The sequence below is a fragment of the Pseudofrankia asymbiotica genome, assembly GCF_001983105.1.
In the GTDB taxonomy this organism is placed as follows: Bacteria; Actinomycetota; Actinomycetes; order Frankiales; family Frankiaceae; genus Pseudofrankia; species Pseudofrankia asymbiotica.
In genome coordinates this window covers 42,510-62,148 of record NZ_MOMC01000045.1, presented here as the reverse complement: position 1 = coordinate 62,148, position 19,639 = coordinate 42,510, and the positions used below count along the sequence as shown (strand labels likewise).

Here is a 19,639-nt window from a genome sequence, read left to right as displayed (position 1 = left end):
GTCGCGCCTGGGCCGGCCCGCGGGTCCCGTCGGTGTGGGTGCGGGCCGAGCGGTCAGCGGCGGCTCCATTCGTCGGCGAGCAGCTGGTAGGAGCGCACCCGGTCGGCGTGCTGGTGGGTGATCGTGGTGATCGCGAGCTCGTCGGCGCCGGTCGCGTCGCGCAGCTGCTCCAGCCGGTCGGCCACGGTGCGCGGCGAGCCGACCAGCTGGGTCCGCACCCGGTCGGCGACCAGCTCCCGCTCCTCGTCCGTCCAGGTGCGCGCGAGGGCGTCCTCGGGAGCGGGGAACGGGATCGCGCCCGAGCCCGCGCGGATGCCCAGCACCCACGGCCCGTAGCCGGCGGCCAGCCGCTGGGCGGTCTCGTCGTCCTCGGCCACGACGACGTCGGCGGACACGGCCACCAGCGGCCTGTCGAGCCGCGCCGAGGGGCGGAACGCGGCCCGATAGGCCTGGATCCCGTCGAGCACGGTGCTCGGACTGTGGTGGTAGGAGGCCGCGAAGGGCAGCCCGCGCTGGCCGGCGACCTGCGCGCTCACGCCGCCCGACGCGCCGAGGATCCAGATCTCGACGTCGGCGCCCTCACCCGGGCAGGCGTGCGCCGGGAGGCCGCCGGGCGAGCGGTAGGTCCCCGCGAGCAGCGCGAGCACGTCGTCGATCTGCTCGCCGTACTCCGGGGCGTGGGCGCCGGGCTGCTGCAGCAGCGACAACGTCAGCGCGAGCCGGTCGGAGGCGAGCAGCCTGCCGATGTCGAACTTCTTCGGCAGCAGGAGGCCACCCGCGGTGTACTCGTCGGCGGTGTGGTCGGCACCGCCGAGGGACGCGACGTAGTTGGCCGCCGCGCCGGCGGCGTCCGCGCCGGCGGCGCTCGCGGCGGCGGCGCTCGCGGCGGCGGCGCTCGTCGCGGCTCCGGACGTGACGAGCTCCGCGCCCGCGGGCGCCGAGCCGTTGTCGCCCTTCGGCGCGGGCCGGCTCAGCGACCGGCCGATGCCCAGATCGAGCCGGCCGGGGAACGCCGCGTTCAGCAGCCCGATCTCCTCGACGACCGACAGCGGGGTGCGGTGCCCGATCTGGACGCCGGCCGAGCCCAGGCGGATCGTCTTCGTCGCGCCGCCGACCAGAGCGATGGTGACCGCCGTGGAGGCGCCGATCACGCCGCTGGCGAGGTGATGCTCCGCGAACCAGTAACGCCGGTAGCCGAATGCCTCGGTCTGCCGGGCGAGGTCGACCGCGTTGCGCAGCGCCTCGGCGTGGGTCGCGCCCGCGCTGACCGGGATGAGGTCGAGAACGGAAAGCGGAACATCGGACATGGCGTGCCTCCTGTGATTGCGCGCTGCTCGGTCCCTCGCGGCGCGCGGGTGATCGCGTGTCAGTCCCCGTTCGGTCTGCGTGGTCGAACAGCCGGTGGGCTCATCGGGGCCGCCAGCCGAGCGCGGGGGCGACGAGCGTGGAGACGTCGTGCAGGATCTGCTCGTAGTCGGCGCGGCCGAACTCGTATGGCAGCTCGATCCGCAGCTCGTTCACGGCGGTCACCGCCGCGTCCGCGCGCAGCCGTTCGACGATCTCGGCGGCGGGGGCGACGAGATCCAGGGCGAACAGCGTCCGCCGGTCGCCATGGGCGGCGAGCGTGCGCTCGTAGCGGCTGGCGGCGTAGGCGCGGTAGCGCTCCCGCGTCACCCGGTCGGCGCTGTCGAGCGGGACGATGACGCGGCCCAGCGCGATCCGGCCGGGCCGGTCGACGCCGACCAGCCGGCGGTACTCGCCGATGAGCGCGAGCTGCGCCGACACGAAGTCGTCGCTGCCCTGGCCGTCGGCGACGAAGCCGTCGATGACGTTGCCGGTCAGCAGGTTCAGTCCGTGCTCCCCCGCCCAGCGCGCCGAGCGCAGGCTCGCCCCGCCGTACCAGACCCGGTCGGTCAGCCCCGCGGCGTGCGGCTGCTGGCGCGGGCGCTGCACGTTGCCCGGCGAGTGGATGACCGTGTCCTCGTCGCCGAGGTAGCCGCCGCGCAGGATCTCGACGAGCCGGGCGATCCGGTCGTGAGAAAGGTCGTAACTGCGCCAGTCGCCGTCGAAGACCAGGTCGCCCATCAGGTCCGCGTGCGGCGGCCTGCCGGCGCTGAAGCCGGGCTGCAGCCGGCCGCGGGAGAGCACGTCGACGGTCGCGAGATCCTCGGCGAGCCGGAACGGGCTCTCGTAGCCGATCTGGATCACCGCGGTGCCCAGCTCGATCCGCGAGGTCCGCTGGGTCGCGGCGGCGAGGAACACCGCGGCCGACGAGACCCCGTGCTCCAGGTGCCGCTGGCGAATCCACCCGCCGTCGAAACCGAGCCGCTCGCTGTACTCGAACAGCTCCAGTGTCTCCTCGAGGCCCGCGTACGGGTCGTCGTCCGGATAGTTCCCGGGCGTCAGAAACGCCAGCGACGCCAGCCGGCCCGGCGAGCCGGCCGGCCCCTCGGCCGCCGGTGCCGGGTGGCGGGCCTCCGCCAGGCCGCGGACCTCGGCCAGGCTCACGCCGTCGGCGACGGCCGGCGCGCTGGCCGGTGCACTCGTCATCGTGGCTCCCTCGTGAACGGTGGCGGGCCGGTCCGCCGCACGGTGGTCAGGCGGGCTGGCCGGTGGTGGCGGCCGCGGCCAGGGCGGTCGTGGGCTGGTCGGTGGCGTGGGCGGCGCCGGGAATGGCGTCGAGCAGGGCGCGTGTGTACTCGTGCTCGGGATGGGCGAACAGCCGCGCGGTGGTCCCGGTCTCGACGACCCGGCCGGAGCGCATCACCGCGACCCGGTGGGCGATCTGACGGACGACGGCCAGGTCGTGCGAGATGAACAGGTAGGCGACGCCGGTGTCGGCCTGCAGCTCGGCGAGCAGCTCGAGCACCTGGGCCTGCACCGAGACGTCCAGCGCGGAGACCGGCTCGTCGCAGACGACGAGCTCGGGGGCGAGCGCCAGCGCCCGGGCGATCGCGACCCGCTGGCGCTGCCCGCCCGAGAGCTCCGCCGGGCGGCGGTCGAGCACGGACGCGGGCAGCGCGACCCGGTCGAGCAGGTCGCGGGCCCTGGCCAGGCGGGACGCGCGGTCGCCGACGTGGAACACCCGCAGCGGTTCGTTTATCACCTCTTCGATAGTGAACCTTGGGTCCAGGGACGCGTACGGGTTCTGGTAGATGAGCTGGGCCCGCCTGCGCAGCGCCCGCAGCCGCCCGCCGCCGGCGCGGGTGATGTCGTCGCCGTCGAAGGTGATCCGCCCGCCGGTCGGGTCCACCAGCCGCAGCACGAGCCGGGCGGTCGTCGACTTCCCCGAGCCCGACTCGCCGACCAGCGCCAGCGTCTCGCCGCGGCCGACGGTGAGGCTGACGTCGTCGACGGCGCGCAGCACGCGCGCCCCGCCGGCCGTCCTGGGCAGCGGGAAGTCCTTGACCAGGTTCTCGACCACGACCAGCGGCCGGGCGCCGGCCTCGCCCGCCGTGGTCTGGTCAGCGGTCTTCGTGAGTGGCGCGGGCGGGTGGGCGGCGACGGGCGGTCGCCAGCCGCGGGCCGCGGCCAGGCTGGGGGCCGCGCGCAGCAGGCGGCGCGTGTAGGGGTCGCGCGGGTCGTCGAGGATCTGCCCGGTCGGGCCGGTCTCGACGATCCGGCCGCGCGACATCACGGCGATCCGCTGGGCACGGTCGGCGGCGACGCCGAGGTCGTGGGTGACGAGCAGGACGGCGGTGCCGARCTCGGTCGTCAGCCGTTCGATGTGATCAAGGATGAGCCGCTGCACGGTGACGTCCAGGGCGCTCGTCGGCTCGTCGGCGATGATCAGGCTCGGCCCGGCGGCGATCGCGATGGCGATCAGCGCCCGCTGCCGCATCCCGCCGGACAGCTCGTGGGGGTACTGCCGGGCCCTGGTCTCCGGGTCCGGCAGGCCCGCCCGCTCCAGCAGGCCCACCGCCGCCCTGCCCGCCTCCCGGCGTCCGGCGAGGTGGTGGATCCGCAGCACCTCGGCCACCTGGTCGCCGATGCGCTGCACCGGGTTGAGCGAGACGGCCGGGTCCTGCGGGACAAGCCCGATGCCGGCGCCGCGGATGGCGCGCAGCCCGCTCGCGCCGAGCCCGACGAGGTCGTGGGCACCGAACCGTACGCTGCCCGCGTCGATCCGGCCGCCGGGCGGCAGCAGGCCGATGACGGCGTGCGCCGTCGTGCTCTTCCCGGAGCCGGACTCGCCGACCAGCGCGACGATCTCACCCGGGCGGATGTCGAGGTCGATGCCGCGGACGGCCGGGACAGGCCCGGTCCGGGTCTGGTACGAGACGGACAGCCCGCGGATCGCGAGCAGGCTGTCGTCCGTGGAGGTGGTGGGTGGGGTCTGGCCGGCGGTCATCGCTGCGTCGCCCACTCGCCGTCCAGCGCCCGGGCGATCCGGTTCGTCGACAGCACAGTCGCGACCACCGTCAGGCCGGGCAACGTCGTCAGCCACCAGGCGTTGGCCAGGTAGTTCCGTCCGCTGGAGATCAAGGTTCCCCATTCCGGCGCCGGCGGCGCGGCCCCGTAGCCCAGGAAGCTCAGCGCCGACACCGCCAGCACCGAGACACCGAAGTCGAGGGTCGCGAGCACGAGCACCGACCCCATCGCGTTCGGCAGCACGTGCCGGCCGAGCACGCTGTACCAGCGAGCGCCGATCGAGCGGGCCGCCTCGACGTAGGTCGCCTGGCGCACCTTGAGCACCTCGGCGCGCATCACCCGGGCGAAGCTGGCGACGCTCGCTATCCCGACCGCGATGGCGACCTTGACGGTGCCGTAGCCGAGGGCGGTGACCAGGGCGAGCGACATGAACAGCCCCGGGATGGACAGCAGCACGTCGACGACGCGCATGATGACGTCCTCGACCCAGCGGCCGACGAAACCGGCGACGAGGCCGAGCCCGCCGCCGATGACGAACGCGACGGCGACGGCGATGATCGTCGCCTTCAGGGACAGCGCGGCGCCGTGCACGACGCGGGCGAACACGTCACGGCCCAGCTCGTCGGTGCCGAACCAGTGCTGGCCGCTGGGTCCTTCGAACCGCCTGGCCGGAACGCCCAGCAACGGGTCGCGGGAGGTGTAGAGCGCCGGCCAGAACGCGGCCAGCACCACCAGCACCACCACGATCACCGCCAGTACCAGGCCGGGCCGGTGGAGGAGGAACCGCCCCAGCCGGGGCAGGTCCACACGGCGGCGCGCCGTCGCCGGTTCCCGCCACGCCCCGACGACCTCGGCAGCCCCAGCAGCCCCAGCAGCCTCGGCGGCCCCAGCAGCCTCGGCGGCCCCGGCACCCTCGGCGGCCCCGGCACCCTCGGCGGCCCTGATGGCCCCGACGGCCGTGGTCGGGCGGGTCACAGCGCGCTCCCCGCCGCCGGCTCGACGGCCGGCGTCGTTAGGGCGCCGCCGCCCGCAGGCGTGTCCACCGTTCCGCTCCTCCTCCTGGACGGGCCGCGGCCGCCGGAGCCGACGGCGATCCTCGGATCCAGGAGCGGATACACGAGGTCGATGACCAGGTTGACCGTGATGAAGACGAACGCGCCGAAGACGACGACGCCCTGCACGACCGGGATGTCCTGCGCGGTGACGGCGGCGGCGGTGATCCGGCCGAGGCCGTTGCGGGAGAACACCGTCTCGATGACGACGGCGTTCGCCATCAGCTGGCCGGTCAGCACGCCGGTGATCGTCAACGCGGGCAGCACGGCGTTGCGCAGCGCGTGGCGCAGGTGTACCCGGGCCCGGCCCGCGCCCTTGGCCTGCGCCGTCTGGGCATACGGCTCGGCGAGCGCGGTGAGCAGGCTCTTGGCGAGGATCTGCGCGATCATCGCGCCGGGCAGCACCGCCAGCGTGACGGCCGGCAGTATCAGGCCGCGCAGCCCGTCGTTGCCGAAGGCGGGAAACAGCCGGATCCGGAAGGAGAACAGCTGGACGAGCATCAGCCCGACCCAGAACCCCGGCACCGACACGCCCAGTGACGGCAGCGAGAGCAGGGCCTGGCGCAGCCACCGCTGGTTGGTGTAGGTCGCGAGCAGGGCGATCGCGCCGCCGAAGGCGATTCCGATGGCGAGGCCCAGCCCGGTGAGCGCGAGCGTCGGCGGCAGCGCGTCGAGCATCACCGAGCTGACCGGCCGATTGGTGGACACCGAGACGCCGAAGTCACCGCGCAGCGCCTTCGTCAGGTAGTGGAAGTACCGCACCAGCACCGGCTGGTCGAAGCCGTACTGGTGTTTCAGCCGCGCGATCTGCGCCGGGTCGATCCCCTGCGAGTCCGCCCCCGCACCGGCCAGGGTCGAGACCGGGTCGCCCGGGAGGAGGTCGAGCACCAGGAACGTCACCGTGTACGCCGCCCAGAGCACGACGACCGCCTGTACGAGACGGCGAAGCACGTAGCGCCACATCTTCTCCGCCGGCTCCCCTCATCCTTCTTGCCTTGTCCGCTGGTCCGTCCGCTGGTCGGTCCGTCCGCGCGCTGCCGGCCGGGTCGTGGCCGGGTTGTCGCCGACCTGCCGGCGCCAGCCAGACGGCCGCCGACTGACTGGCGATCTCGTCGGTCAGCTCTTCCAGGTGTCGTGCAGCTGGACGCGGGTCGACGCCTCGAACTTCAGGTCATGGACGTTCTTGCCGACGCCGAGCTCGGTCTCGAGTTCCACCACCGGGGTCACGTAGGCGTTGTCGACGACCAGCCGCTGGGCCCGCTCGACGAGCGCCGCGCGCTTCGTGGCGTCCGGCTCGGCGGCCTGCTGGGCGAGGACCGTGTCCAGCTCGGTGGCCGGGATCTTGTACGTGTTCAGGCCCTTGGTGGAGTACTGGCTGCGCAGGATGTCCGGGTCGGCCCGGGTCAGGTTGCCCCACAGCACGTCGAAGTCGCCACCGGTCAGGATCTGGGTGATCTGCGCGATCTGGAGCTGCTTCAGCTCGACCTGGACGCCGACGGCCTTGAGCTGCTGCTGGACCAGCTCCAGCGCCGGCTGGTTGGTGGCGGCGTTGGCGAACCAGGTGATCGTCAGGGAGAGCGGGGCGCCGTCCTTCCGCCGGATCCCGTCCGCGCCGAGTCTCCAGCCCGCCGCGTCGAGCAGCGAGCCGGCCTTCGCCTTGTCGAAGGCGAGGCTCGCGCTCAGGTCGACGTAGCTCGGCGTGGTGTGCGAGAGGATGCTCGTCGCCGGCTTGGTCCCGGTCGGGAACACGGTGTCGACGATCTGCTGCCGGTTGATCGCCAGACCGATCGCCTTCCGCACGTTCGGATCGGTGAAGGGCGCCTTGGCGTTGTTGAAGCTCAGACCGAAGGGCACACCCGGGTTGGCCCGGGCCTGCAGCTGGGCTCCGCTGCCCTCGAGCGCCGCCTCGTCGGCCTGGGCCACGGCGCCGATCGCGTCGACCTGGCCGGACTGCAGGCTGGAGGTCCGCACGCCGGCCTCGGGCACCACCTTGAACTCGAGCGCGTCGAGGTACGCGTCACCGGACTTGGCGAACAGCGAGGAACCCCAGGCGTAGCCGGTGCGCTTCCTCAGCGAGATCGACTGGCTGGGCACGTACTTCGACAGCACGAACGGCCCGGAGCCGATCACGCCGTCGCCGCAGCGCTCCTGCGGGGTCTTCTGCACACTCGCCGCGGACACGATGCCGAGCGAGAACGTCGAGGTGGCCTGCAGGAACTGGGCGTTCGACTGCTGGAAGTCGATCTCGATTGTCTGGTCGTCGATCACCTTGCCGCCGGCGTAGCCGCCCAGGTAGCCGGCGCCAAGCTGGGCGAGGGCGCCCAGCTTGGGGATCGCCTCGAAGTTATCCTTGACCACCTGCGCGGTCAGCGGCGTGCCGTCGCTGAACGTGACGCCGGGCTTGAGATGGAAGGTGAACGCCTTCGCGTCCGCGCTGATCTCCCAGCTCTGTGCCAGCCAGGGAACGATCTTGCCGGTATCGGGGTCCTGGTCCGTCAGCGAGTCGACGATCTGGCGCGTCGAGTAGACCGAGTCGTTGCTGCCGACCTGCTGCGGGTCGACGCAGCCGACGTCCGAGCCGACCGCGAAGGTCAACGTGTTACCGGGCCGGGCCGCCGCACTCGCGGGCCCGCCGTCGGCGGACGAGCCGTCGGAACCGCAGGCGCTCAGCAGCGTCGAGCCGACGGCGAGCGCGGCCACGGCCACGGCCCACCGGGCGGGTGCGAACTGTCTGGATCGATTCACGACGGTCTCTTTCTCATTGATGTCCGGGTGTCCGGTGACGCCTGTCTTCCGGGTTGACCAGGGCGGCTCGGCACTCCGTCCCCCGCTGGCAGGCGGCGCAACACTAGCCAGATCGCCAATTTTTCGTCAATCCCGGTGAACAAAGTGATAAATATGAGAAACGGCCATGTCACAGGCGAGGTCGGGCCCCGTCCGCGTCGCCGGCAGCCGCTGAGGTCGCGACAGCCCCTCCCGGTCCGATCCCCCGCTCAGGTGGTCTGGACGGTCGGGGGATGCCCGTTCCACGTGACGAAGCAGGAGGATGTGGCCGCGCCGTCGCGGCTGAAGTCGACGCGCAGCCAGCCTTCGGCCTCCCAGGCCTGGACCCGCCAGTCCGGTTCCGGGGTCGCGGACACCAGCCGTGCCGAGGTCTCGGTCAGCTCCAGCACGACCCGCCCGCCGGTCAGCTGGTAGCCGCGGACGGCGGCGCCGCTCGAGGCCGCCGGGGCCGACGCGGGCGGTCGCGAGACCTGCCCGCCCGCGGATCCCGCCGGGCCGCCGGCGGCGGTCGCCCCGGCCGCTCCGGGACCTGGGGCGCCGTCCGCCGGCCCGGTGGTCGCGGGCGTCGACGCGGATGTGCCGGGCGACGCGGTCGCGGCGCCGCCGGGTGTGGGCGCGGCGGCGCTCGGAACCGAGGAAGCGGAAGGGGAGACCAGGGGCCCGACCGGGACGGCCCGCGGTATGCCCGCGGCCGTGTCCAGCGGGAGCACCCGCTGGACGCCGAACCAGGAGACCAGCACGGCCAGGCCGGTGCCGATGGTCCACAGGGCGAGGCGGCGCAGCGTCCTGGCCACGTCGGCATGGTACAGGGCGGACATATCGGCCAGCGGGCGCTGGCTCTACGGTACGGCGGTATGGCGACAGTGCTCGTGGTCGAGGACGATCCGTCGGTGCGGGCGGCGCTGGTCCGTCACCTCACGGCCGCCGGGCACGCGGTGCGCAGCGCCGGCGCGGCCCTGGACGCGATGCGCGAGATCACGCAGGTCGGCTGTGACCTGGTCGTGCTCGACCTGGGGCTGCCCGACCTCGACGGCGCCGCCGCGCTGCGCATGCTGCGCGGCGTCACGGACGTGCCGGTGGTGGTCGCCACCGCGCGCGACGACGACGCCAGCATCGTGCGGCTGCTCAACAGCGGCGCCGACGACTACCTCGTCAAGCCGTTCACGCCGCAGCACCTCAACGCCCGGGTCGCCGCCGTGCTGCGCCGGGCGGGCCCGGCCGGGCGGGACGCCGCGAGCCGGGCGACCGCCGCGAGCCCGCCGACGCGGGTCGGCGAGCTGGTCGTCGACGTCCGCCGCCGGACGGCCACGCTGGCCGGCGCGCCGCTCGACCTCACCCGCCGCGAGTTCGACCTGCTGGCCTACCTCGCCGCCCGCCCCGGGGTGGTGGTGACGCGCGACGAGCTGCTCTCGGCGGTGTGGCACCAGGCCTACGGCGGCGGCCAGACCATCGACGTGCACCTGTCATGGCTGCGGCGCAAGCTCGGCGAGACCGCCGCCAGCCCGCGCTACCTGCACACGGTGCGCGGGGTCGGCGTGAAGCTCGAGGCACCCACGGCATGAGGCGCGAACTGATCCAGGTCTCTATCGCGGTCACGTCGATGGTGGCGCTGGCCTTCCTCATCCCGCTCGGGCTGATCGTGGCCCAGACCGCGCGCGACCGCGCCTTCGTCCGGGCGGAACGGACGGCCGCCGAGCTCGGCCCGGCCCTGGCGATCACCACCGACCCGTTCGCCCTCGGCCGGGCGCTGGCCACCACCCGCGACGGAGCCGACGGCATGGCCGCCGTCCACCTGCCGGCCGCGAACGGCGCGCTGACCACGATCGGGCCGTCGCGGGTGACGCCGGACCAGCTGGCCGGTGCCGCGACGAGCGGGCGGTCCGCGGTCCTCGACGCGCCGGGCGGCTCGGTCCTGCTGCGCCCGGTGGCCGTCAGCGACGCGCGGATCGCGGTGGTCGAGGTGTTCGTGCCCGCCTCGTCGATGAGCCAGGGAGTGCGCACGGCCTGGCTGGTGCTCGGCGGGCTCGCGGTGGCCCTGGTGGCGATCTCGGTGCTGGTCGCCGACCGCCTGGCCAGCCGCACCGTGCGCGCGACCCGAGGGCTCGCCGCCACCGCCCGCCGGCTCGGCGCGGGCGACCTCGACGCCCGGGTGCCCCTCTCGGGCTCCGGGGTGCCGCCGGAGGTACGCGACGCGGCCGTCGCGTTCAACACCATGGCCGATCGGATCCGCCAGCTCGTCGCCGCCGAGCGCGAGCTGGCGGCCGACCTGTCGCACCGGCTCCGGACCCCGCTGACCGTGCTGCGCCTCAACACCGCGGCGCTGGCCGACGCCGGGCCAGCCGACGCCGGGCCGGCCGACCAGGTCCAGCAGGCCGTCGAGCGGCTGGAGCGCGAGGTGGACCACATCATCCGCGCGGCGCGCGACCGCGGCGCCGGCGGGCCGGCCGCGGCACGCTGCGACGCGGCCGAGGTCGTCCGCGACCGGGTCGGCTTCTGGTCCGCGCTCGCCGAGGACCAGGGGCGCCCCTGGCGGCTGGCCGGGGCCGAGGGCGGCCACGACAGCCACGACGGCGGCGGCTACGACTACGGCGCGCCGGTGCCCGTCGCCCGGGCGGAGCTGGTCGCCGCGCTCGACGCGCTGCTGGGCAACGTCTTCCAGCACACCGGCGAGGGCGTCGGGTTCGCGGTGACGCTGCGGGCCGTGCCCGGCGCCGTCACCATCGCGGTCGCGGACGCGGGTCCTGGCATCGCCGACCCGGCCGAGGCGATGCGCCGCGGCGCCGGTGCCGGCGGCGCCGGCTCCACCGGGCTTGGCCTGGACATCGCCCGGCGGGTGGCCACGTCGACCGGCGGCGAGCTGACGGTCGGGCGGTCCGCGCTGGGCGGCGCCGAGATCCGGCTGCGCCTGCGCACCACCGCCGGCCCCGGCGCCGGCGCGGGGCGGACACGGCGGCGGGCACGGCGAGGGCGGCACTGGCCCCGGGCCGCCCTTTCCTAAGCGAGTCCTAAGAGACCTTCTCGGCTGCCTCAGGCCAGGCGGCGCCGGCCATCGCGCTGGCTAGCGTCCGCCGCGGGGGTTCCCAAGGAGGTCATCAACACGATGTCGTCGAAGCAGGGCCGGCACCGCCGACGCCGCCGGCAGATCATCTCCGGCACGGCGGTCGCGCTCGCGGCCGTGGCCGGGCTCGTCCTGGCACTCACCATTCCCGGTACCGCCTCGGCGTCGGTCCTCGGCGCGGCCTACACGCGGACGGCGGCCTGGGAGACCGGCTACTCCGCCCAGTACCGGGTGACGAACACGTCCGGGTCGGCCCGTGGGTTCACCCTCGAGTTCGACCTGCCGGCCGGCGCGCGGCTCACCTCGCTGTGGAACGCCGAGCACCGGGTCGACGGGCAGCACGTCACCGTCACCCCGCCATCGTGGCAGCGTGAGCTCGCCCCCGACGCGGCGGTCGACGTGGGCTTCGTGGTGAGCACGCCGGGCGGCGTCGCCGACCCGGCCGGGTGCCGGATCGACGGCGGCCCCTGCGTGCCCGCCGGCGATCCGGTGGAGCCGACCTCGGCGCCACCGGTCACCACGTCCGCCCCGCCGGCCTCCGCCCCGCCGGCCTCGCCGTCCTCCGCTCCGTCGCCGACGGCGTCCGCTCCGGCCACGTCCACGTCGGGTCCGGCGGCGACCACCGCGCCTCCCGCCACCACCTCGCCCGGCGGCGGGTCCGGCGGCGGGTCCGGCCGCTTCGCGCCCTACGTCGACACCTCGCTGTATCCGCCGTTCGACCTGGTCTCGGCCGCCCAGGCCACCGGGGTCAGGACGTACACGCTGGCGTTCGTGCTGGCGGGCGGTGGCGGCTGCACCCCCAGGTGGGGTGGCGTGTCCGAGCTGAACCAGGACGGTGTGCCGGGCCAGATCGGCCGGCTGCGCGAGCTGGGCGGTGACGTGCGGGTCTCGTTCGGCGGCGCCAACGGAACCGAGCTCGCGGGGGCCTGCGGCAGCCCGGCCGCGCTGGCCACCGCCTACGGCCAGGTGATCAGCGCCTACGGGCTCAGCCAGGTGGACTTCGACATCGAGGGCTCGTCGCTGTCCGACACGGCGGCGAACGACCGGCGCGCCCAGGCGATCGCCCAGCTCCAGCGGGACGCGGCGGCCCAGGGCAGGCGCCTCAACGTGTCGTTCACGCTGCCGGCGCTCCCCTCCGGGCTCACCCAGACCGGCGTGGCGCTGCTGGAGAACGCCCGGCAGCGCGGGGTCACGGTCGACGCGGTCAACGTGATGGCGATGGACTTCGGCGACGGCGTGGCGCCGAACCCCGACGGCCGGATGGGCGGCTACGCCATCGACTCGGTCACCGCCACGCAGGCCCAGGTGAAGGGCGTGTTCGGGCTCTCGGACGCGCAGGCCTGGTCCCGGCTCGCCGTCACCCCGATGATCGGCGTCAACGACGTGCGCACCGAGGTTTTCCGGCAGTCCGACGCCCGCCAGGTCGCCGCGTTCGCCGCGCAGCACGGCCTGGCCTGGTGGTCCATGTGGTCGCTGACCCGTGACCAGCCGTGCCCCGGCGGGCCGGCCGACTTCGCCCAGCCGACCTGCAGCAGCCTCGCCCAGCAGCCGCTCGAGTTCACCCGGATCCTCGCCGCCGGTTCCAGCGGCTGAGCAGGCCCCGGCCGCGGCCGCGCTGCCGCCGCGGCCGGCGTCGACGGTGGCCTCCTCCGTCCCCCTCCCGGGGCGCCGTCGACACCGCCGGCGGCGTCGGCACCAGCCGTGTCGACGCCGCCGGCGCCCACTCCGGTGCCGGTGCCATCAGCGTCGCCGGCACCGGCACCGACGGCGCCGCTGGCCCTGACGGCCCGGTCGGCGCTGGCCGAAGCCCTCGCCGTCACGTCACCTTGAGGAGACCGTCATGCTGAACCGACGCGCCCTGCTGACCGGCGGCGCGGCCGCGCTGGCCTGCGCCGGCGTGGGCGGTGTCGCCGCGGCCACCCGCCCCGACGGCGCCCGCCGGGCCAGCCTGCTCGCGGCCACCCAGGAGGTGGTCGACATCCCGGCCCACACCCCTGGCACGCCGCTGCCGCTGCCGCTGGTCATCGTCAACCACACCTACCGGTACGCCAACCGCGAGATCTGGTTCTACGTCGTCGGCACCGATCTGGGCACCGGCCGGCAGGTCTACGCCCGCGCGGACGGAAGCGTCGCCGAGGTCGCGCTGGGCGCGGACAGCGGCGGTATCGCGATCCCGCTGGTGGCCGACGGCGACACCGTGGCCGCCATCCCCACCGGGATGTCCGGACGGATCTACGTCTCGATCGGCGCGAGGCTCGACTTCCGGATCGTCGCCGACGGGGCCGGCAGACCAGCGTTGCAGTACCCGGCCGGCTGGGTGCGCGACGCGCCCGGCCACGCGGTCCTGCACGACTTCGTCGAGTTCACGCACAACGCGGCTGGCATGTTCTGCAACACGACCATGGTCGACATGTTCAGCGTCCCGCTCCTGCTGCGGCTGCACGGCGACGGCGACCAGACCACCGGCCAGGTCGTGCCCGGCGGCCGAGACGCCATCTTCGCCGCGCTCCGCGCCAACCCGGCGTTCGCCCCGCTGGTGACCGGCGACGTCCGGGTGATCGCCCCGGGGCACGGCATCGAGGCCGGGCTCTTCCCGGCCACCTACTACGACCCCTACATCGACGCGGTGTGGAGCCGCTACGCCTCGGGAGGGCTCACCGTCGACGCCGCCGGACGCCGCGTCACCGGCCGGGTCGCCGGYGGCGCGCTGACCTTCGACGGCGGGGTGGCCCCGTTCCGCCGGCCGAGCACCCGCGACGTCTTCTTCTGCGACGGCGCCCTCGCGGCCCCCAACGACGGGGTCACCGGGCCGGTCGCCGCCGTGCTCGGCGCCGGGTTCAACCGCTCGACGCTGCTGACCGGCGCCGCGCAGCCCGCCGGCGACCCGGGCACGTACTACCGGGACGCCGTCACCAACCACTACGCGCGGGTCCTGCACGAGCACACCGACAACGGCCGCGCCTACGGCTTCGCCTTCGACGACGTCGCCGCCCAGGCCTCCTACATCGAGGACCACACGCCGTCCCAGCTCACCCTCGTCCTGACCCCCTTCTGACCCGTGCCCGTGCCTGTGCCCCGGCACGGGGCCGGAGCCTGGTCAGCGGGCGTGGCACTCCACGACCAGCTCCCGGTCCTGGCAGCGCCGGCGTGCCGTTGGTGCTGTTCGGTCATCGCATGGGCGCGTCCGTCGCCCACGAGACGGCCCGCCGCCTGCGGGAACGCCGGCCGGGCCTCGTCCGGCTGCTGGTCGTGTCCGCGCGCTGCGCGGCGGCGGTCGCGAGCCCCGGCCAGGAGCACCTGCTGTCCCGCGAGCGGTTCGTCGAGGTGCTCCGCGCCCAGGGCGGCACCGACGAGTCGATCTTCAAGCGCGAGGACCTGCTGGACTACCTGCTGCCCATCATCCGCAGCGGCTACCGGCTGATCGAGACCTACCAGCCGCCGCGGGACGACCGGCTGCCGGTCGACGTCCTCGCGTTCGCCGGGGCGGACGACCCGACGGTCCGGGTGGCGGACGTCCTGGCCTGGGCCGAGGTGACCGGAGCCTCCTTCGACGGAATGGTCTTCCCCGGCGGGCATTTCCACCTGCGCGAGAACCCGGCTCCGGTCATCGAAGAACTCATACGCCGCCTACGACTCATCGATGACACTGCCGCCCCACCTGACGGTCGACCAGCGGTCCAGGTCACGTAGGCCGCGCGGGGCACCGTTGGGACGTCCATTACCCGTTGGGAGGCGGGTTCACCATCGCAGCGTCTCGACCGGGCCGAGCTCCGAGAGGTCCAGCGGGTCGTTCCGTAATCTCAGCGAATACGACTCAAGGGTTGTCGGGTCCACGCCGAGGTACAGAAAGCGGCCGGTGGGATCTGGGCAGTGGTCGGTGCGAGGCGGGACCGGGGCCGGGCACGAGTGGTGGCGGATCACGAAGCTCCCCGTGAGCCCAAGCACGATGACCTGCCCGCCCGGATCAGGCGGGATGAAACCGTGATCTCCCAGCGCGGCCGCCGCCTGCCGCGTCGTCCGGACCACCTGAGCTGTCGAGACATCCGGTTCACCGTTGTTCGACGCGGCGTCCTTCGCGAGTTTCGTGAGCGCCATGGTCGTCGGGTCGGCCGCGGGCGGGGTGGTGGATACGACGACGGTCGGCACGCTCGACGCGGCGGGGTGCGGAGACGCCGCGGTGCCGGAACAACCGGCGACCAGCAGACTCGCGATCAGTATGGCGGCGCGGCACCCCACGCGGCTCGGCGCGGTAGGCCCGTGCCCGTCCATCCCAGCCCTCCCGCCCGCCGATCCGACGTCCGGGGATCCGACGTCCGGGGATCCGACGTCCGGGGATACCGACGCGGCCCGAACCCTTCCGGTTCCGATACGCCCGGAACTACCCGGCCGGGGCCGGGGAGGTGAGGCCGAGGGAGGCGATGAGGTCGCGCATCTCGTCGCGGTAGACGGTCGCCGGATCGTGCATGAGGGTGCGCAGGTGGCCGTAGATCTCGAGGGCCATGAGGCCGTGCATGCGGCCCCACACGCGCAGGGTCAKCGCCATCGCGGCAGGTGGAAGACTCGGGAAGTCCTTCTGGATGTGGGCGACCAGGCCGGGGTCGAAGTCGGTCCAGCCGTACTGCCGGTCGTTCGGTTGAAGCGCGCGAGCAGCCGGCCAGGCGCCGGCGACGAGGCCGATGAGCCCGGTGCAGGCGCGCAGCTCGGCGTCCTTCGCGGGGCCGTCATCGGGTGCGTGGTAGCCGGGTACCGGGTCGCCGTAGATGAGCCGGAAGCCTTCGGGGTTGGCGAGGGCCCAGGCGCGTATCGCCTGCGCCCAGGCCATGATCCGGCCGCCCGGATCGCTTTCCGGCACGGCGTCCCTGGCGGCCTCGAGGGTCTGGATGGCGGACGTGTAGACGTCGCCGATGAGCGCGGTGATCAGGTCGTCGCGGGTGGCGAAGTAGCTGTAGATCGCGCCGGCGGTCATGCCCATCTCGCGGGCGATGGCGCGCAGCGAGATCGCGTCGGGGCCGTCGCCGGCCATGAGCTTGAGCGCGATCGCCTTGATCTCGGCGCTGGTCTCCGCGCGCAGCCGGTCGCGGCGGCTCATGGTGTGGTCGTTCACCCTTGACAGTCTACGGCGTTTGGCTACTGTACGGCGCATCAACTATGAACGCCGTGTAGTAAATCTTCTGCGTGTAGAGACTGGGAACCATGGGACGAGAACGACTTCGCCTCGCGCTGCTGGCCGTCACCCAGCTGATCGTGGCGCTCGACTACAACATCGTCTATGTGGCGCTGCCCGACATCGGGGACGCGCTGGACTTCAGCCCGCGGTCCGTGCAGTGGGTGGTCAGCGCGTACGCCGTCGGGCTCGGCGGCCTGCTGCTGTTCGGCGGGCGGGCCGTGGACCGGCTCGGGCCACGCCGGATGTTCATGACCGGGCTGGCGCTCTATGGCGTCGCGTCGCTGGCGGGAGGCCTGGCGCCCGGTCCCGGGGCACTCGTCGCCGCCCGCGCCGTCCAGGGGGCGGGCGGGGCCCTGCTGACTCCAGCGACGCTCACCCTCATCTACCGGGGGTTCGCCGAGGGGCCGGCACGCAACCGGGCGCTGGGCGTCTGGGGTATGGCCGGCAGCGCGGGGCTGGCCGCCGGATCGCTGCTGGGCGGGGTGCTGACCAACTACCTGGGCTGGGAATGGGTGTTCTTCGTCAACGTGCCGCTGGCGCTCGGCTGCGTCCTCGCCGGGCCACGGCTGCTGCCCACCGACCCGGCCCGCACCTCCGGTGGGTTCGACGCGCTGGGGGCCGCGCTGGCCACGGCGGGCGCGGCACTGCTCGTGTTCGGCCTGGCGTCCGGCCCGGAGGCCGGATGGGTGTCGGTGCGCGGCGCCGGTGCGTTGGCCGTCGGAGTGGTCCTGCTCCTGCTGCTACTGACGGTGGAGGCCCGCGCCCGCGATCCGCTGATACCCCTGCGGCTGGCGCGGGGCCGCAACCTCGCCACCACCATGATTGTCATCGCCGCCTTCCAGGGCACGCTCGGCGGCGGCTTCTACATCCTCACCACCTATCTGCAACCCGTCCGTGGCTACAGCTCGCTGCGGGCGGGGCTCACGTTCCTGCCGCTCACGCTCGCCTGCATGGTCGCCGCCATCAGGATCACCCCAGCGCTGCTCAACCGCTGGGGAATCCGCGCGACGCTCTCGGTGTCGACGATCGGCACCGGCGTCGGCATCGCCGTCATGGTCGCGGGCACCTCCACCGAGGGCGGTTTCTGGACCCTGCTGCCCGGCAGCGTGGTGTGGGGCCTGTTCGGCGGCGTCGCCTTCGTCACGCTGTTCGCGTCCGCCGGATCCGGCGTGGCGCCCCACGAGCAGGGCGTCGCGTCGGGACTGGCCAGCACCGCCAAGGAGGTCGGCGGCGCGCTGGGCCTCGCGGTCTTCGTCGCGATCGTCACCGGCTCACCCGACCTGCTCCACGGCCTGCACGTCGCCGGCTGGACGGCCGCCGCCGTCACCGTCGCCGGCGGCCTGATCTCGCTCGCCCTCAAGCCCTCCCGGCCGGCCCCCGATGCGCCGCGGACCCCCGTTCTGGAAGGAGCCGGCGCGTGAGCACCACCGATCCGAGCCGCCAGAAGCGCCGCTGGACAGCCGCTTGGACCACCTCGCCGCAGCGTCCCGGGGCCGGCTTCGGCCCCAACTGGTCCGAGGAGGGCTTCGCCGGCCAGACCATCCGCCAGGTCGTCCGGCTCGGCATCGGCGGCGAGGCGCTGAGAATACGGCTGTCCAATCGGTATGGGGCCCTGCCTCTGCGGGTCAGCGGCCTTGTTGTGGCGGCCACTGTGGGTGGGGCCGCGGTAAAGCCCAGCACCTCGCGGGAGCTGACCGTGGGCGGCAGTACGACCTTCACCGTCCCGGCCGGCTCCGACCTGGCCACTGACGGAGTCGCCTTTCCCGTCGATGCGCTGGACTCGGCGACCGTCACGGCATACCTGGCCGAGCCATCCGGGCCCGCGACCTACCACGCCCAGGCACTGGCGACGACCTTTCGGGCGACGGGTGACCACCGCGCGGACGCGGACGACGCGGCGTTCACCGAGACGTCCGAATCCTGGTACTACCTCGGCGGCGTCGACGTGGCCGCGGCCCACGACGACGGCATCCACGGCTACGGGATCCACAACGACGGCATCGTGGTGTTCGGCGACTCGCTCACCGACGGAACCGGCAGCACCCCGGACACCAACCACCGTTTCCCCGACCAGCTCTCGCGGCGGCTGGTGGCCGCGGGCACGCCTCGCGCGGTGCTGAACCAGGGAATCGGCGGCAACCGTGTCATCGTCGACTCGGCCTGGCTCGGCGACCGGGCCACCACCCGGTTCCACCGCGACGTGCTGGCCCAACCAGGGGTGAGCACGGTGGTGATCCTCGCGGGAATCAACGACATCGGGATCAGCGAAATGGCGCAGGACTCGCCGTTCCCGGTCCTCGCGCCATACACCGAGGTCTCCGCCGAGGAGGTCATAGCCGGACACCGGGACATGGCCCGGCGGGCTCGAGCCGCGGGCCTGCGCACAATCGGGGTGACGCTGCTGCCGATACGCGGCTCGGCGTTCTCCACCCCGACCAGCGAGGCCAAGCGCACCGCGGTCAACGCCTGGATCCGCGGGCCGGGTGAGTACGACGCGGTCATCGACCTGGCCCTGGCGATGGGCGACGCGCTCGACCCGACCCACGACTCCGGCGACCATCTGCACCCCAACGACGCCGGCTACCAGGCAATGGCCGACGCCATCGGCCTCACCCTCCTGTAGCCGCACGGTAGCCATCCTGGCCCGCCACCTCGACCGCCACGCGGATTCCCCGGGCGTGGGCCGGCGCCGCGCCCGCCGACTGTTCGCCCACTCCGGAATGACCTTTTCAGGATTCGTGAGTCAGTCAGACGTTGCGCGTCACCCGAGGCGCGCAACGTCTGACCGATCTTGAGAAGGCCGTTCCGAAACGAGCGGACGTCGCCAGAGGCGGCAGTCAGACGAGCTCGACCGCGACGTGGGCGAAGCCGCGCACGTTCGCCACGGTGACCTTGCGCGGGCCGGACTCGTGGTCGACGGCCACAAGGTCCTCCTCGCCAGCCTCCGCGCCGAGCGTCCGCAAGCGCTCATGATCGCCGCGGGCATGTTGCCGCGGTCGCGATCTGGCTCGATTCACGACTGCGGCGACACGGTAGTGGTGATCTGCCGGCCGCACCCTGGCGGAGGCGGGAGCCCTCGCGTCCGGTGACGAGTCCCTGACCGAACCGACCAGCCCGGAGACGTCCCGCGTCACTCCCGGAGGCGTACACGCTCGGCACACCCGTCTCGCCGGCACGGGTAAATGAGCGAAACCGTTTCCACATTAG

Annotated in this window: 17 protein-coding genes; 7 read left to right on the top strand and 10 right to left on the bottom strand. The window is 73.7% G+C overall.

Features of this window, described 5'->3' with window-relative positions:
• Positions 1–53 precede the first annotated feature (53 nt).
• The 7 genes from BL253_RS22070 to BL253_RS22040 form a co-directional block, all read right to left on the bottom strand.
• The gene (locus BL253_RS22070; protein WP_076819033.1) at positions 54–1,307 is read right to left on the bottom strand and encodes an LLM class flavin-dependent oxidoreductase; all 1,254 of its coding nucleotides are present in this window, start codon (positions 1,305–1,307) and stop codon (positions 54–56) included.
• Positions 1,308–1,407: 100 nt separating this feature from the next.
• Complete coding sequence (locus BL253_RS22065) at positions 1,408–2,550, bottom strand: LLM class flavin-dependent oxidoreductase (protein ID WP_081438553.1); 1,143 nt, start codon at positions 2,548–2,550, stop codon at positions 1,408–1,410.
• 46 nt (positions 2,551–2,596) lie between these two features.
• A complete protein-coding gene (locus tag BL253_RS22060; protein ID WP_076819087.1) occupies positions 2,597–4,351 on the bottom strand; it encodes a dipeptide ABC transporter ATP-binding protein in 1,755 nt (584 codons plus the stop codon).
• On the bottom strand, positions 4,348–5,316 hold the full coding sequence (locus BL253_RS22055) for an ABC transporter permease (protein ID WP_076819088.1): 969 nt from the start codon (positions 5,314–5,316) through the stop codon (positions 4,348–4,350). The genes BL253_RS22060 and BL253_RS22055 overlap by 4 nt, the downstream gene beginning before the upstream one ends.
• Positions 5,317–5,342: 26 nt before the next feature.
• Positions 5,343–6,374 carry an ABC transporter permease subunit gene (locus BL253_RS22050; RefSeq protein WP_338013734.1) on the bottom strand — a complete coding sequence of 344 codons (1,032 nt, stop codon included), beginning with the start codon at positions 6,372–6,374 and terminating at the stop codon, positions 5,343–5,345.
• A gap of 165 nt (positions 6,375–6,539) precedes the next feature.
• A complete protein-coding gene (locus BL253_RS22045; RefSeq protein ID WP_076819031.1) occupies positions 6,540–8,168 on the bottom strand; it encodes an ABC transporter substrate-binding protein in 1,629 nt (542 codons plus the stop codon).
• Positions 8,169–8,416: 248 nt separating this feature from the next.
• On the bottom strand, positions 8,417–9,025 hold the full coding sequence (locus BL253_RS22040; protein ID WP_076819030.1) for a hypothetical protein: 609 nt from the start codon (positions 9,023–9,025) through the stop codon (positions 8,417–8,419).
• 36 nt (positions 9,026–9,061) lie between these two features.
• Here BL253_RS22040 and BL253_RS22035 point away from each other — a divergent pair, with 36 nt between their 5' ends.
• The 5 genes from BL253_RS22035 to BL253_RS22015 all read left to right on the top strand — a co-directional run bounded on the left by BL253_RS22035 (position 9,062) and on the right by BL253_RS22015 (position 14,955).
• Positions 9,062–9,769 (top strand): response regulator transcription factor, encoded by a 708-nt coding sequence (locus BL253_RS22035; RefSeq protein ID WP_076819029.1) that lies wholly within the window; start codon positions 9,062–9,064, stop codon positions 9,767–9,769.
• Positions 9,766–11,205 (top strand): sensor histidine kinase, encoded by a 1,440-nt coding sequence (locus tag BL253_RS22030; RefSeq protein WP_076819028.1) that lies wholly within the window; start codon positions 9,766–9,768, stop codon positions 11,203–11,205. Before BL253_RS22035 ends, BL253_RS22030 begins: the two co-directional genes overlap by 4 nt.
• Positions 11,206–11,307: 102 nt before the next feature.
• Positions 11,308–12,858: a glycoside hydrolase family 18 protein gene (locus BL253_RS22025; protein ID WP_076819027.1), complete on the top strand. Its 1,551-nt coding sequence runs from the start codon at positions 11,308–11,310 to the stop codon at positions 12,856–12,858.
• 247 nt (positions 12,859–13,105) lie between these two features.
• On the top strand, positions 13,106–14,320 hold the full coding sequence (locus BL253_RS22020) for a beta-1,3-glucanase family protein (protein ID WP_076819026.1): 1,215 nt from the start codon (positions 13,106–13,108) through the stop codon (positions 14,318–14,320).
• Between the two features lie 92 nt (positions 14,321–14,412).
• Positions 14,413–14,955 carry a thioesterase II family protein gene (locus BL253_RS22015; protein ID WP_076819025.1) on the top strand — a complete coding sequence of 181 codons (543 nt, stop codon included), beginning with the start codon at positions 14,413–14,415 and terminating at the stop codon, positions 14,953–14,955.
• 48 nt (positions 14,956–15,003) lie between these two features.
• On the opposite strand, the gene BL253_RS22010 is transcribed toward BL253_RS22015, so the two are convergent.
• Together BL253_RS22010 and BL253_RS22005 are read right to left on the bottom strand one after the other, a co-directional pair.
• Positions 15,004–15,534 (bottom strand): hypothetical protein, encoded by a 531-nt coding sequence (locus BL253_RS22010; RefSeq protein WP_131831541.1) that lies wholly within the window; start codon positions 15,532–15,534, stop codon positions 15,004–15,006.
• A gap of 109 nt (positions 15,535–15,643) precedes the next feature.
• A complete protein-coding gene (locus BL253_RS22005) occupies positions 15,644–16,354 on the bottom strand; it encodes a TetR/AcrR family transcriptional regulator (RefSeq protein WP_076819023.1) in 711 nt (236 codons plus the stop codon).
• Positions 16,355–16,458: 104 nt separating this feature from the next.
• Between BL253_RS22005 and BL253_RS22000 the strand changes: the two genes are divergently transcribed.
• A complete protein-coding gene (locus tag BL253_RS22000; protein ID WP_076819022.1) occupies positions 16,459–17,853 on the top strand; it encodes an MFS transporter in 1,395 nt (464 codons plus the stop codon).
• The gene (locus BL253_RS21995) at positions 17,850–19,055 is read left to right on the top strand and encodes an SGNH/GDSL hydrolase family protein (RefSeq protein ID WP_076819021.1); all 1,206 of its coding nucleotides are present in this window, start codon (positions 17,850–17,852) and stop codon (positions 19,053–19,055) included. The genes BL253_RS22000 and BL253_RS21995 overlap by 4 nt, the downstream gene beginning before the upstream one ends.
• Before the next feature lie 214 nt (positions 19,056–19,269).
• On the opposite strand, the gene BL253_RS44815 is transcribed toward BL253_RS21995, so the two are convergent.
• Positions 19,270–19,395 carry a hypothetical protein gene (locus BL253_RS44815; protein WP_274535234.1) on the bottom strand — a complete coding sequence of 42 codons (126 nt, stop codon included), beginning with the start codon at positions 19,393–19,395 and terminating at the stop codon, positions 19,270–19,272.
• Positions 19,396–19,639 lie beyond the last annotated feature (244 nt).

What these genes read in the sequence shown, in the direction of transcription:
- BL253_RS22070 (WP_076819033.1), bottom strand. Translation starts at nt 1,307, where the DNA reads ATGTCCGATGTTCCGCTTTCCGTTCTCGACCTCATCCCGGTCAGCGCG.
- BL253_RS22030 (WP_076819028.1), top strand. Translation starts at nt 9,766, where the DNA reads ATGAGGCGCGAACTGATCCAGGTCTCTATCGCGGTCACGTCGATGGTG.
- BL253_RS22065 (WP_081438553.1), bottom strand. Translation starts at nt 2,550, where the DNA reads ATGACGAGTGCACCGGCCAGCGCGCCGGCCGTCGCCGACGGCGTGAGC.
- BL253_RS22010 (WP_131831541.1), bottom strand. Translation starts at nt 15,534, where the DNA reads ATGGACGGGCACGGGCCTACCGCGCCGAGCCGCGTGGGGTGCCGCGCC.
- BL253_RS22000 (WP_076819022.1), top strand. Translation starts at nt 16,459, where the DNA reads ATGGGACGAGAACGACTTCGCCTCGCGCTGCTGGCCGTCACCCAGCTG.
- BL253_RS22025 (WP_076819027.1), top strand. Translation starts at nt 11,308, where the DNA reads ATGTCGTCGAAGCAGGGCCGGCACCGCCGACGCCGCCGGCAGATCATC.
- BL253_RS22040 (WP_076819030.1), bottom strand. Translation starts at nt 9,025, where the DNA reads ATGTCCGCCCTGTACCATGCCGACGTGGCCAGGACGCTGCGCCGCCTC.
- BL253_RS22035 (WP_076819029.1), top strand. Translation starts at nt 9,062, where the DNA reads ATGGCGACAGTGCTCGTGGTCGAGGACGATCCGTCGGTGCGGGCGGCG.